This window comes from Paenibacillus pectinilyticus, from assembly GCF_001700435.1.
Taxonomy (GTDB): Bacteria; Bacillota; Bacilli; order Paenibacillales; family NBRC-103111; genus Paenibacillus_E; species Paenibacillus_E pectinilyticus.
The window spans coordinates 364,511-378,733 of sequence record NZ_LYPC01000011.1; the positions used below are offsets into that span (position 1 = coordinate 364,511).

The 14,223-nt window shown below is 45.0% G+C and carries 11 protein-coding genes; 4 read left to right on the plus strand and 7 right to left on the minus strand.

All coding sequences use genetic code 11. The annotated features are described in order from the left end of the window. Window positions 1-8 precede the first annotated feature (8 nt). The 5 genes from A8709_RS05380 to A8709_RS05400 form a co-directional block, all read right to left on the minus strand. Window positions 9-1,094 carry a HAMP domain-containing sensor histidine kinase gene (locus A8709_RS05380; RefSeq protein ID WP_065851142.1) on the minus strand — a complete coding sequence of 362 codons (1,086 nt, stop codon included), beginning with the start codon at window positions 1,092-1,094 and terminating at the stop codon, window positions 9-11. Then, window positions 1,087-1,773 carry a response regulator transcription factor gene (locus tag A8709_RS05385; RefSeq protein WP_065851143.1) on the minus strand — a complete coding sequence of 229 codons (687 nt, stop codon included), beginning with the start codon at window positions 1,771-1,773 and terminating at the stop codon, window positions 1,087-1,089. Before A8709_RS05385 ends, A8709_RS05380 begins: the two co-directional genes overlap by 8 nt. A gap of 130 nt (window positions 1,774-1,903) precedes the next feature. Further along, window positions 1,904-2,554, minus strand: coding sequence for an MBL fold metallo-hydrolase (locus A8709_RS05390; RefSeq protein ID WP_065851144.1), 651 nt, complete (start codon window positions 2,552-2,554; stop codon window positions 1,904-1,906). A 20-nt stretch (window positions 2,555-2,574) separates the two neighbouring features. Next, window positions 2,575-3,780 carry a multidrug efflux MFS transporter gene (locus A8709_RS05395; RefSeq protein WP_065851145.1) on the minus strand — a complete coding sequence of 402 codons (1,206 nt, stop codon included), beginning with the start codon at window positions 3,778-3,780 and terminating at the stop codon, window positions 2,575-2,577. Window positions 3,781-3,824: 44 nt separating this feature from the next. Then, window positions 3,825-4,400, minus strand: a complete 576-nt coding sequence (locus A8709_RS05400; RefSeq protein WP_065851146.1) for a cysteine hydrolase family protein — start codon at window positions 4,398-4,400, stop codon at window positions 3,825-3,827. 122 nt (window positions 4,401-4,522) lie between these two features. Here A8709_RS05400 and A8709_RS05405 point away from each other — a divergent pair, with 122 nt between their 5' ends. Then, window positions 4,523-5,134: a TetR/AcrR family transcriptional regulator gene (locus tag A8709_RS05405; protein WP_065851147.1), complete on the plus strand. Its 612-nt coding sequence runs from the start codon at window positions 4,523-4,525 to the stop codon at window positions 5,132-5,134. Window positions 5,135-5,284: 150 nt separating this feature from the next. Next, window positions 5,285-5,440 (plus strand): carbon storage regulator, encoded by a 156-nt coding sequence (locus A8709_RS05410; RefSeq protein ID WP_065851148.1) that lies wholly within the window; start codon window positions 5,285-5,287, stop codon window positions 5,438-5,440. A 107-nt stretch (window positions 5,441-5,547) separates the two neighbouring features. Here A8709_RS05410 and A8709_RS05415 read toward each other — a convergent pair whose 3' ends face one another. Continuing rightward, complete coding sequence (locus A8709_RS05415) at window positions 5,548-9,915, minus strand: helix-turn-helix transcriptional regulator (RefSeq protein WP_208607640.1); 4,368 nt, start codon at window positions 9,913-9,915, stop codon at window positions 5,548-5,550. A gap of 490 nt (window positions 9,916-10,405) precedes the next feature. Between A8709_RS05415 and A8709_RS05420 the strand changes: the two genes are divergently transcribed. After that, window positions 10,406-10,585: a carbon storage regulator gene (locus tag A8709_RS05420; protein WP_065851150.1), complete on the plus strand. Its 180-nt coding sequence runs from the start codon at window positions 10,406-10,408 to the stop codon at window positions 10,583-10,585. 180 nt (window positions 10,586-10,765) lie between these two features. Further along, complete coding sequence (locus A8709_RS35390) at window positions 10,766-13,084, plus strand: flagellin N-terminal helical domain-containing protein (protein ID WP_065851151.1); 2,319 nt, start codon at window positions 10,766-10,768, stop codon at window positions 13,082-13,084. Between the two features lie 93 nt (window positions 13,085-13,177). Here A8709_RS35390 and A8709_RS05430 read toward each other — a convergent pair whose 3' ends face one another. Then, window positions 13,178-14,143 (minus strand): right-handed parallel beta-helix repeat-containing protein, encoded by a 966-nt coding sequence (locus tag A8709_RS05430; RefSeq protein ID WP_065851152.1) that lies wholly within the window; start codon window positions 14,141-14,143, stop codon window positions 13,178-13,180. Window positions 14,144-14,223: the final 80 nt, after the last annotated feature.

Below are 14,223 nucleotides of genomic sequence, written 5' to 3' on the forward strand. Positions count from 1 at the left end.
TTCTTGGTTTACTGTGGTATCCGTACCTCAAAGCATGTCTGAATCACACTGCTTTGAACGGAAATCGTTCCAGCGTGTTGCTCCACAATATTTTTCGCAATGAACAAACCGAGGCCTGTACTTCCCTCCTGCTGGGTGCGTGCCCGATCCCCGGTATATAACATATCGAAGATATAAGGCAGTTCTTCCTCTGGAATACAATCACCATAATTAATAATTTGTACAACAGCATCTCCTGCATCTTCATAGCCGTTTATATCGACAAACTGACCATCTTTACCATAGCGGTTAGCATTCGTCAGAAGATTCTCAAACACACGTGCCAACAACTCACCGTCTCCCCGAATACCCAAGTTTGGCGTTAGGTTTAATCTGACTACCAAATGGTTTTTCTCAAAAAGGGGGTATAACTCTTCATTTAATTGAGTGAGAAGCTCACTTAGATCGATTGGCTTTTTTGCTATAGAAAGCATACCGTAGTTCATTCTTGTAATTTCAAAGAGTTCATCAATCAGCCTCTCTAAGCGCCGAGATTTCGTAAATGCAATGGTCGTGTAGTGCTTGATTTGCTCCAAAGTCAACTGATCATCCCGCAAAATAAAATCCAAATAGCCTAACACAGACGTCAGCGGCGTTCGTAAATCATGAGCTAGGTTCACAACGAGCTGATCCTTACTGCTTTCCGCAAAATCTCCTCGTTCTACCGCCTTTTGCAGCTTTTCACTTGCCATATTAATGTCATCTGCAATATCTTTGAACTCGTCATTGGATGAAATGTGTACACGACTTTGAAAATTACCACTTGCAAGCCGATGAATACCCGAAGATATCTCACTAAAATAGGTTGCATAAGGTTTGGTAAGGAAAAAGAAAAACAGAATAGCCAGCGGAATAAAAACAATTAAAAAAAAGTTTAAATCCCCAATAGTCCCGATAAAATGACGAAACTTCGCTAATGGATCCTCCCTGCGCACGCCCGCATAATAAAACTGAAGCGCCTTATAGAGGATGTAGGTAATCATACCGGACAACAGCATACTTAAGCCTAATAGCATGATCATTTTGGATCGAAAACTTCGCAGATTATTAGCCATTGAACGTATATCCCACACCCCAAACCGTTTTGATCAATTTGTTGTCATCCCCTAATTTTTTGCGCAGCGTACGAATATGAACCATCACCGTGTTACCACTTTCATAATAAGCTTCGCCCCACACTTGTTGGAAAATATGCTCCGCACTAAAGACTTTCTTAGCATGACTGGCTAGCAGGTATAAAATATCAAACTCTTTGGGTGTCAGCTCAATAGGCTTGCCATAGAGGGTAACGGTCCGTTGATCCGGATCAATGGTTAATCCGCCAGCTTCCAAGGCAGACTTATTTCCTGCCGCCGACTGGTTTAACTGCTTCGATCGCCGCAGCTGAGCATTCACCCGAGCAACCAACTCCATAGGATTGAAAGGTTTGGTCATATAATCATCCGCCCCCATCACCAATCCTGTGATCTTATCCAAGTCAGAGGACTTCGCACTCAAAAAAATAATCGGCATATGATACCGTTCTCGAATTTGGCGAGTCACTTCATAGCCATCCAGCTTGGGCATCATGATATCTAGAATGGCTAGATCAATCGGGTACGATTGAACCGATTGAATGGCTTCTTTCCCATCCGATACTTTGATAAGGTGGTAGCCCTCTTTTTCCAAATGCAATGCAATAAGATCCGCAATCTCTACCTCATCATCCGCAATCAAAATTGTGGTGCGTCTCATCTATATCCCACTCCGTTTACAGTTAACTTAACAACCTTCATCTTTATTATATCACCAGCTTACAATATCAGGATAATGGCCCACAACGCAAAAAAAGCCCCTTATCAGGGCTTTTCCATTGTTCAATCATCTATTCATACTGCATAGTAACCGTACCCGCATAGCGCGATAAGCTCTCTTGAGTCACTTCCAACGTTCTGACTTCGGTCGTCTTCTGCCCCACAGCGCTAAGGAACTTGTCTGCCTTCGCGAACATGATTTTCCCCAGCAGACCCAACGCCTTCGTGCTGTAGTGCATCGGAATCGCAACCTTCGCTTGCAACTGGCGCATCACTTGCGCGGCTTCTGCGCCGTCGAGCGTCATTCTTCCACCAACGGGAACGATGAGAATATCCACCTTGCCGATGGCTTTTACCTGCTCTTCCGTCAATAAATGTCCCAAATCGCCGCAATGACAGATCGTCAGACCATCGATCTCGAAGCGGAAAACGATGTTAGGGCCTCTCTTTTTACCATTCACCTTGTCATGAAACGTCTTGAATCCGCTAATGTTCACATCGCCGCGGCTATAAGTCTTCGGCTCGTTCACCAGTAAATAATCGCCTGATGCAGCTTTAATTTTGTTGTGATCGCTATGGTCATGCGTAACGACAACAATGTCCGATTCAATAGGAACCGGCATGCGGTAACCAAGAAATTTATAATAGGGATCAATGAGAATCCTTGTGCCAGCCTCTGAAGTCAGTAGAAACGATGAATGACCGTACCATTTTATCCGCATACTGAAAGCTCTCCTCTTTTTTACATCATCAGTTTTTCTTTCTTATTCAGCTTTGTATATACGTTAACATACACCCAAGCAGCGTTTATTAACAACAGTAAACCTGTGATGAGGAACACGTATTGGACACCGAACCAAGCTGCCACTTGCCCGCCAAGAATGGCGCCGCCGAATACGCCCAAATAGCCAGCCGACATCGCAAACCCGAATACTCTGCCCGTGAGATGTGCGGGTGTAATTTTCTTAATCAACACATTCACGGAAGGCGTCAGCCCCGCGGCTGTTAGCCCTAACATAAACCGAAGGCCCATCAATTCCCACGGATTGCTTACGAAAGCTTGCGGTATGAAAATAATGCCTGCTGCCAGCAGCGACACCAGCATCACTTTATGGACGCCAATTCGGTCCGATAGTTTACCTAATCTTGGTGCGGCAACGATGTTAGCCAGCCCCGAAGCTGAGAAAGTTAGTCCCGCAATTAATGCGACATGCGTAGAGTTATGGGACAAATGCGTAATATATACAGTAAGAACAGGCTCGACTGAATATAAGGCCACGGTTAAGACAAAGAAGGTAATAAACATCGTAATCGTTAAACTTTTCTCCGGAAGGAGCTTCCATACCTCTTTGAGGTTCAGCAGCTTCTTGTCCTCACGTGTGAAGTTTTCCTTCACGAATAAAAGTGTAGTAATGAAGGCGACTAGCAGCAGTCCACCTGTGATGAAGAAGACGTTGCGCAGGCCGAATCCCTCTTCTATAAAACCGCCAATGGATGGTCCCAGCAAGGAACCCGCAATGCTTGCCGTTGAAAGCAAACCAAGCGCATAGCCTGTGTGTTCCTTATCTGTTTGTGTTGCGATCAAGGTCGTACAAGCCGTTGCATATCCCGTTATGACACCTTGCAATAATCGCAATCCGATCAGAATGTACACATTGGTGGCAAAACCCATACAGCCGATCACGATTGCCATACCAAGACTTGCCCGCAACAGCATGGGCTTTCTTCCGAATTTGTCCGCGGCCAACCCCCAAATCGGGGAGAAGATAGCTGAAATGATGAAGGTGATACCGAACGCAAAGCCCGAAAGCTGCGCGATCTTACCCGTATCCGCAACACCAAGATGCTGAATATATAGCGGCAAAACGGGTGCGAGCATGCTCATGCCCACACCCGAAACGAACATGCCGAACCAGCAAACAATTAAGTTCCTTTTCCAAATCGGCATAAAACTACGCCTTCTTTCCTTGGGGCCGGTTACAGCCCCATTTTTCAATCTAGGGCAGCGGCCCAAGCCTCAACGGTCAGTACCTCCGCTTGGCGCGGGAAGATCTTCTCCGTTAGCACACGGTGAACTTCAGGATCGTTATCGAGGCAAGCATCCGACAACACCGTAAGCGCAAAGTCGCGATCCGCGGCTTCCCGCAACGTCGACAGAACGACGCCGCTCGTCGATATCCCGCTGAGAATCAGCGTATCGATTTGGCGTCCGCGCAGGATGACTTCCAAGTCGCTGCCGGTAAACGCGCTGACGCGAAGCTTCGTTACGATAGGCTCGCCAGGCAGAGGCTCGACGGATTCATGGATTTGCGCTCCGAAATCCGTTGGCGTCATTGCGCCCCATCCCGCTTCAGCAATCTTCGAGAACGTCTTATTTCGAGGGCTGACCTCAGGAAAACCCTCGCGGAACGCGAGCCGTACGAAAATAACCGGAATATGGTGGCTGCGAGCAGCTTCTACGGCTTTTTGAAAAGGAAGCAACACTTCACCATTTCCTGAGAAACGGGATGCAATGGCATTTTGTACATCCATAACTAATAGTGCAGCATGTTGGTTTGAATTTGGCATATGTGTTGTACGCTCCTTTTGACTATGATAGTATTAAGCGGAGATGTCTCCACTTAATAATAAACGGAGAGGTCTCCGTTTGTCAACCTGACCATTATCGACAAGTAGGAAGTGATGAAAGCATGACAGATATAGAGGAAACGCAGGGCCGCTTTGAGCGCCGTGATGCCGCGGAGAATCGCCAGCGCATATTAGATGCTGCGCTCCGGCTCTTCGAGCAGAACGGGGTCGAGCCCGTCAGTATGAATCAAATAGCGACAGAAGCGAAGATCGGACCTGGAACGCTGTATCGCCGATATCGTAACAAGGGCGAATTATGCTTGGATTTAATGAAAGAGAACATCGTTCTGCTTTTTGAAAATATCGATGCCTACTTAGAGCAGAATCGGACAGCGCCACCAAGCCAACGGTTGAAAGGGATTCTCGCCTTATTTATCCGCTTCAGGGAAAAAAAGTCCCAACTGCTTACAGGTGTAGAGGAATCTGCTTCGACGAATCGTTCCAAATCTCGCACACAAAGTCCGCTATACATCGAACTTCATCAACTATTAGTTGAAGTCCTGGACGAGATGGCCGCGTCTGAGCAAGATCCGCCTAACAGCACCTTCAAAGCCGATATGCTCCTGATGGTTTTGAGCAGTGAATCGTATTCCTTTCAAAAGGATATCCGCGGCTATTCGCCTGACTTGTATCTGGAACAACTTTGGTTAGCTTTTTTCCCGCATGTACGCTAGATGTCCTATAACTTTAGTTATAGCGCTCTGTAGAACGCTCTCAATTTCTTTGAAATCTTTTTTACCACTCCTACTTTCGTCAGATCACTTTTCTGCGAGAATATCTTATGATTAATCTTGTAGAACTAAATGCAAGGGAGTGCATGGGATATGTTGGTTGTTGGTAGAAAGCCTGGGGAATATATTGTCATTAACGAAAATATTATTGTGAAGGTTGTAAAGACCGAAGATGGGAATTTGCGCTTAGCGATCGAAGCGCCGCAACATGTACCTATTATGCGTGGAGAATTGATTCCTCATCAATAAATGAGTCTCATGGATGAGCAAAAAGGTTGCCGCCTTCAAGTGGAAGGACAACAACCTTTTGCTCATTTTTTTGTTTTATAACGGCTATCAGGCCCTTATGCCTTGAACTAGCCCAGGAGCTGCAATTCTCTAGCTCTAGATATCGCTTGCACACGTCTATTCACTTGAAGCTTGCCAAATAAGTTCGAAGCGTGGCTCTTCACGGTTCCTTCTGTGATCTCCAACTGGAGAGCAATCTCTTTATTGGACATGCCTTCAGCCATAAGCCGAAGTATTTCAATTTCGCGATTGGATAAGGATTCAACGAGGGAAGGCACCGCTTTCACTTCAGCCGTTTTGGCTACGAAATTCGGTTGTTCTTGTAATTGCCATAGCTTGATATAGGCCGTTCGAGAAAAAGCCATTTCCAACACCTCTAGCCGCTCTGCATGGAAAGCATCTGTCGTTAGATTATTCTCCAAGTACAGAACGCCTTCTCGATGATCTGGGTAGCGCAGCGGCAAGCACAGTATCGATCTCGGCACATGCCGTTTCACATAGGAATCCGTAGCAAAAATGCTTTGCCGTGCATCTGCAAGAATGACAGCTTCCCGTGTTCGCATGACGTACTGAACCACAGCAGCAGAATACTGGCCTTCCCTGCTTTCCAGGTTTTCTTCATCTGTGTTTATATCCTCTTCCGCTTCGATATCCAATTGCCCGCCTTTGCCCAGCAGGACCAACCCTCTCTCGGCCCCAGCAACTCGAATAGCCAGATGAAGGAATGTCTCCAGCAATTGGATCTCCGCCGTCTCCTTGGCAATCGCTTGAGATGCCTTCCGGAGTGCATCCATAATCCACTCTTTATCCAATCCATCTTGAAGCTTACTCGGCATAGTGCTGCTCGGATTGTCCTCAAAGACCACGTGCGTTTCTTGCACATCTGATCCCGTACCAGGTAAGGTCTGAAGAAATGGATACCGCTCTTGCAGGCTGGCTACTTTCCCATAAGCTCCCCACTTCGAGTAAGCCTTGACCGCTTGCTGAAGATAGGCTTCCGCCTTTGTTGACGTCTCCACGGCTAGCTCCATGCGGGCTGCCAGTTCGTTCGCGATCGCTTCATCCTGCGGATAGCCGGCTTCCTGTGTCAAACGTATCGCTTGGTCATACAGCGTCCCCGCTTTCAGCGGCTTGTGCTGAATTCTGGCTAATTCTGCCTGCATAATCGCATACTTAGCTAATGTGCCCTCAGGATAAGCCTTCGTCCACCGTTTCATCTGAGTAAGTAATCGCTTTATTACTTTACGGTAACGGCGCTTGATATCACTTGAAGCATTTGGATAAACGGCCATTAGGGCTAATGCATAATAAAAGCAATGTTTGCGATTAAAAGATAGGACGGATGAGCCTGCCTCGAATTTCTTCGTTGCTTCCGCACAGACAACCGCGTCTAAATAGTGTCCATATAAGTAAGACACCTCAAGCTTGCACGTGTAGTAATAAGATAAATTATGCTTATGTGAATTGTTGCCGATTTCCCCTTGCAAGAAGTCGCTCTCATTAAAATGTACACCACTGAATGTCAATTTCGCTGTCGTTGGCGGACTATGCAGAAGGCGAATGTATTGCAGCGTGAAGTGCAGCACCTTCAACGTCATGATATCTAATCCTCGATTAGCCGATTCCTCATATTTCTGACAAATATGATGCATATAGTTCAGATCGTTGCTCTCTGATATGACCTGAGAGGAGATGGCGTATCCCGCGTAAACCATATCTCCGCATGCCAGGCTTAACTGTGATGCTTTCTCAAAGTGAGCATTTGCTTCTTTAGGCTGCATCGATTGCTTGATAAGCGCCACGATTAATTGAATCTTGCCTTTTAATTTGACACTATCCATGCCTTCGGCAAATCGGAGGGCAAGCTGCGCTAATTGTAAGGCGACTTTATCTTTTTTCAAACCGAAACACAGCGTAATGGCGTAAGAACCAAGGGCAATGGATAACGCCTCGGAGCTACCTTGCTCCATCGACATTCGGACATATTTGGCAAACAAAACAACAGCTGTTTTCTCATCCATAATAAATAAAATCGAAGATGAAGCCATAACGATGTCCGCCAATGCTTTATGTAAAGGATCTTGACTAATAGGTAAATCCTCGAGATGTTTCATTTTTCTGGCTAACCATAGCTGTGTGTAGGTAATTTCAGTTGCCATGGTAAGCGGTGAGCATTTTCGCGGTATCTTGAGCCCGAACTCGGCCATCGCCGTTAAAGCAATATCGATCGCGACCTCCTCTTTCTTCTGAAAGGCGTACATCGAGATCTGGATGACATAGATTTTGGCCCGCTCCGCTAAATTATCTACACGCAACAGCAGCTCTTCCAGAACTTCCTTGGCTTGATCGAGTTCACCACAGAAATACTGGCATTCCGAGCTTTCTAACAGGAGACTCGTATACAGGGCATTGTGGCGCGTCAAACCCTCACTCGCAATTAATTGAGTGCCCTTCTTCAAGAGTTCGAGTGCCTCTACGTAAGCTGCTCTGGCTTTGGCCTTCTTTCCCGCTCTCAAGTTAAGCCTCGCCAACTGTTCGATTTCCATCCCATCCCTCATAAGCCCGCTACCTAAATTGAGATGATGCACGACTTCAAAGAGACTGGATTCAGGCCGGTCGGATTCATAATGCTGATGGAGCAACCGACCGATGGTCAAATGAATCTGTTGTTTTTCTTCATCCGGTATGAGATCGTAAGCCGCTTGCTGAACTTGATCATGCAAGAACCTATAGGTATCCTGCTCTGTCAGCATCAAGCCTTCACTAACCGCGGGCAGCAAATCTTGCTCCGTAGATGTGATTTCTTTCTCCTGTAGCAGCGCCAATAATCGGATATCAAAAGCAGTTCCAATACAGCTTGCTAATCTCAGCACAGCACGCGTAGCTGCAGGGAGTGTGTTAAACCTGCCAACAATCAAACTAATGACATCCTTAAAGCCTTCCCAACTTTGAATGGCTGGCAGATTCCAATCCCAGGAGCTCTTATCTGAGTTAAAATAGAGCAGATTCTCTTCATACCAAGTTTGTAAGATTTGTTTAATATAAAAAGGGTTTCCTGCCGTTTTTTGGTATAAAGCGTCGGCCAAAGACTTGATGCTGGCTTGATTCGTGTGCAGCATGTCGGCAAGATAATGTAGAACAACAGGATACCCTAGCATTTGAAGGTCCATCTGATGAATCGTCGCTTCAGTTCTATACGACACACCTAGAAACCGTTCACGCCCTATTTCTACTTCATCCATTTCATGGCTTCGATACGTTCCGATGATACAGAGAGACGTATGGCTCGGATCACCAATAACGACACGCAGCAAATCGAGCGAGGCTGAATCCGCCCATTGCAAATTATCCATCCAAATCGTAAGCGGATGATGACTGTCTGCAAATACCTTAATCAAGTTGCTGAACTGCGTCTGATATCGATGTCTCGCTTCATTGGGCGGCAGGCTCTCTACGGGAGGCTGCTCACCGATGATCAGTGTCAGTTCACTAATCACTTCTGTGAGTACAATGCCGCTTTGACCAAGCGCTGCTAAGATCTTCTTTTTCCATGAAGCAATCTGATCTTCACTGCTTGTTAGAATCTGTCGAATCAAATTGCGAAATGCTGTAATGAGCGAGGCGTACGGAATCGAGTGATTCAATTGGTCGAACTTGCCTGAGATGAAATACCCTTTCTGCTGCAGAAGAGTCGCTTTAAACGCATTCACAAGGGTTGTTTTGCCGCTACCAGCATGACCCCCAATGAATATCACTTCCATCTCTCCCGAACAGGTTCGCTCATAAGCCTCCAACAAACTCTGCATTTCCAATTCTCTTCCATACAACTTATCTGGTAAATGAAAACGGCTTATACCATCTACAATGCCTAAGGGAAATGGCTTAATTTCCCCCCTTTCCTCTAATTGATACAAGCCATTCTTCAAATCTTCACGAAGACCATAGGTACTTTGATATCGATGCTCCGGTGTTTTGGAAAGCAGTTTTAAAACGAGTTCATTCACCATTTGCGGGATATCAGGCCTAAGTTGTCTCGGAGGAACAGGAAGCTGCGCCAAATGGGCATAAATCCACTCATTCGCAGCTTGCGCCTTAAAGGGGACTTCTCCTGTCAGCAGTTCATACAGCAGAATACCTGCTACATAGAAATCGCTGCGCTGATCGACTTTCCGCTTCAAACGGCCTGTCTGCTCGGGTGACATATAGGCAAGATTATCGCTAGGTTCAGCTTGCTTGAGGGCATCTTGCTCCTGACTCTGTTCGAATTCGGCCCCATAATGGAGTTGAATCCTCTGATCATCCAGAAATTGAATGTGAAGGTGCGCGGGGTGTAAATCATGTCCCATCCTTCCACTCAGATGCCTTTTTCTAATTAACTCAACTAATTCCAGAGCGACGAAGAAAAAAGTGCGTATATCTCCCAATCCTACAGACATCAGGGACTTTAGGCTCATTAGTTTGCTTTTATCCATTCCGTGTCAACCTCCATTTAACGAGTTACTGAAAGAAACCATTTAATACGCGTGAAAAATAGGTATGATAATGTCATATTTTAGGACTATGTTTCTACTTTTTGGATAAAATATAGGTCTAATTACTCATTAATATAGTTATCGGTTTTATTTTCAAAAAAATTTATAAAAAAGACTAAACATTTTAAAAGATATTGTCGATAGATTAGTTAATCACATAATTACTTACTCATGGACGAGTAAATAAGCATAACGTTTCAAGGATGATGTTTGGGAACGTTTGTGCCTATTTATTCGTCTTTTTGTCGTTCGCTTTCTATTTATCATAACTGAATCAATGCTAGGCTTATGGATGAGCAAACAAGTTGTTGTAATTCTTCAGGACGAAGAAGAGCAGCGCTATGTTTGCTCATTTTTTATGTTCAATTCGAGAGTGAGATAAGGAGATGAGCCCATGCTAGTGTTAGGAAGACGGCCTGGAGAATACGTGCTTATTGATAACAACATTATGGTGAAGGTCGTGAAAAGCGATGAGGGGCATTTACGGTTGGCTATAGATGCACCAAAGCATATTACCATTGTTCGCGGAGAGTTATTGGAAGATCGCAAAATGGAGTTCGACAAGGCCGAATAAGATGAAGTCCCCCTTCCACTTAAGGATGAGTGGTGTAGTCAAGGAAGACACGCAGTGCGACACATGCAAAGCCTAGAATGATCAGCGCGCGATCGGTTCGGCTTTGCAATTCGCCTGGTAGTTGCTTCAAAAGGATGCAAATGGAAAGGCATCCTAATACACCACATGGAGGTAATAAGAATGAGAATTAATCACAACGTAACAGCATTGAACACGTACCGTCAATTGGGCACGAACACAGCCAACCAAAGCAAATCCATCGAGAAATTGTCTTCCGGTCTTCGCATCAACCGTGCAGGTGATGACGCTGCTGGTCTAGCAATCTCCGAAAAAATGCGCGGTCAAATCCGCGGGTTAGACCAAGCTTCCCGTAATGCGCAGGATGGTATTTCTTTGATTCAAACAGCTGAGGGTGCACTAAACGAAACTCATGACATCCTACAACGTATGCGTGAGCTGGCTGTTCAATCTGCCAACGATACGAACACAGCGAATGACCGCGGCGCTATTCAATCCGAGGTTAACCAATTGACTTCTGAAATCAACCGTATTGGTAACACAACTCAGTTCAATACTAGAAACCTTTTGAACGGTGATGTTTCCGATAAAGCCGGTGTTGTAACTGCTGGCACACTTACTGCAGGAGCTACGACACTTAGCAACCTGAAATTGGATGAGAAGAGTTCACTAGCTGCAGGTAACTATACGGTTGCTGTCACAGACTCCGTTGTTAAATCGGCTACAACAACAGGTACAGCTGCAGGAGTTAGTGGTGTAAGCATCGATCCAGCAGCAACATTAGCAGCTGGCACATATAGCATTGAAGTAGCGGCTACTCCAGCCAAAACAGCAACTGCCGGAACATTGGATGACGGCATCTCCGCAGTAGCTATTGCTGCTAACTCTGCTGCAGCTGATGGTACACATACACTTGCTGTAACTAGAGCAGATACAACTACGAATTTAACAGGTGCTGCTGGTATTACAGCTGTAACAATCGCAGGTAATACGAACGATAACCTGACTGGAAGCTTCACAATCGAGACTTCGAAATCTACGAATATCACGACTGCGAATGCAGCTATTACGGGTATTACAATTAGTGATTCATCCACCCTTGGTGGCGCAGGCTTATCTGCTAAGTTTGATGGCTCAGGTAATATGGCTTTGTTCGCATCGGACGGAACAACTAAAATTTCCGACGATATCATTCTGGACTCCAATACGCAAACTTACAAAGTATATAAAGCTGGTGTAGACACTGGAGTAACAATTAATACGACGACTGGTGCAAACACTGCTACTGGTTCGGCTACATTCAACGTTGATACTACGCTTACTATGAAACAAGGTACGACTACCGTTGGTTCCGCGACTGTAGCTGGGGGTACTCCTGCTGGTAATACTACAATAACAGGAACGGGTACTTACTCCGGTACTTCATTTACAATCGCTACTGGTGGTACTGCAGCTTCTGCAACGACGGGTGTTCAAGCTGGTCTCGCTGGCGGAACAACGAATAGCTTCGATATTCAGCATGGCCTTAGCGCATCCTTAGATGGTGGTGCTGCTCAAACCTTTACAGCTGGTTCAACATTAACATTTGCTAATGGCGTAAGCTTCACAACAAGTGCTGATATTACCAAATACGACACTGCTGCTGCTGAGAACTCCACGTTCACCGTAGGAACAACAATTCAAAACACAGCTACATTGAAATCAGGTGCTGCTGGTGTTGGCGGCGCTGTAGCTGGAGCTCAACAAGTCATTGCAGGTGATAATGGCACATTTACATTTGGAAATGGTGTTTCCTTCACAACTGGCACAGTAGCTGCTGGTACACATGATTTCACAGTTGCTGATACAACAACTACAAATGCAACTTTGAAAAATGGTGCTACAACTGTTTCGACATTGACTGGTATTGCTGCTAACTCCACATTAGATTTCGGTAGTGGATTGAAAGTGGACGTTGCTGCCAAAACAAATGGTTCTGCAAGCTTCACAGTGACTGGTGATATTAAAGATCAATCCTTAACAATGCAAATCGGTGCTAACGAAGGTCAATCCTTCGCAGTTAGCGTAAACGATATGCGTTCTAAAGCTCTTGGTATTACTGGTACTGCTGGTTCAGCAGGCTTTACAAGTTCGAATTCAGTAACAGATGGTACAAACAATGCACTTAGCGAAGCAGCTCTTGATTTGAGTACGCCGCAAAATGCTTCTGCAGCTATCACGAAACTAGATGCTGCGATTAACAGCGTATCTTCGGAGCGTGCTAAACTTGGTGCTTACCAAAACCGTTTGGATCACACGATCAACAACTTGAACACTTCCTCGGAGAACCTAACTTCCGCTGAGTCCCGTATTCGTGACGTAGACATGGCGAAAGAAATGATGAACCAATCTAAGAACAGTATCCTTGCACAAGCAGCTCAAGCAATGTTGGCTCAAGCGAACCAACAGCCGCAAGGCGTGCTTCAATTGCTTCGTGGTTAATACTCGCTTTACTGATAGGGACTCTAGATTTTCTAGAGTCTCTTTTTTTACGCAAAAAGCCACCAACAGCAATCTGTCAGCAGCTTTTAAAGTTCATTCATCGATTTTATTCTGAATAATGTTGTTGTTCTCGCCCAAATCTTTGATGTTCTGTGGGTTATTATCTTTGAGCTGGTTATCGAACACAAAGTTCGCTGTATGCGGAGCATGGATGAATACACCGTTATTATCATTCCGCTCCAATTTATTTCCCTGAATGTCATTAAAATCAGAGAAAATAGCAATACCGCTTTGGTGATTACCCTTAATCTCGTTAAACCCCGCGAGGTTATAGTTAAATGCGAGCAGCACGCCGCTCCCGTGGTTCTCTTTTATTTTGCTTTTTAAAATATAGTTATTCGTGCTCTGAGCATTTACGCCGTTATCCCCCTGATCGGATAATTTATTAGCTAGTAAGAGGTTATTGTCAGACTGGCTAATCATAATCCCATCACCTTTATTTTTGGAAATCTGATTACTCACTATGGCATTATGATTGCTGGCGATGACCTCGATACCATGGACTGAGTTATGTTTCAGTTTATTTTGAATCACCCAAGTCCCTGAAACAACACTTAATCGAATCGCCGACCCCACACCTGCGCTGCCAATTTGTTCAATAGTGTTTTTCATAAAAAGATTGCCAGGGGAATTATTTGCAAAAATACCGAGTGGATCTTCCGAACCATTTATATCACTTATTTTGTTGTGAATAACACGATTAGATTTCCCATTGAAAATACGAATACCGGTCGACAAGTAGTTCTTTATTTTAAAACCTTCAATCTCCACACCAGCTGCATTATTTAATAAAAATGCTTCAATAAGGAAATGTCTTCCATCGAGAATAGCACTATATCTGCTGTTAGCAACAATGCGAAGATTGCTTTTCTCACTAGGAATCTGCACGCTTTCATAATAAATGCCTTTGTGCACCAAAATGACCTCCCCTGGATTCGCCAAGGTAACCGCATCTTGAATTGCCGTCGGAGTGTTGGGAAATACCTCAATGATCGCCATGCCATCCTCCCCATTCACAAGAATCTACTAGCTGTACGATAGTAAATTCAAGGCTCTGTTAGTTGGAACGGCGTATTGAC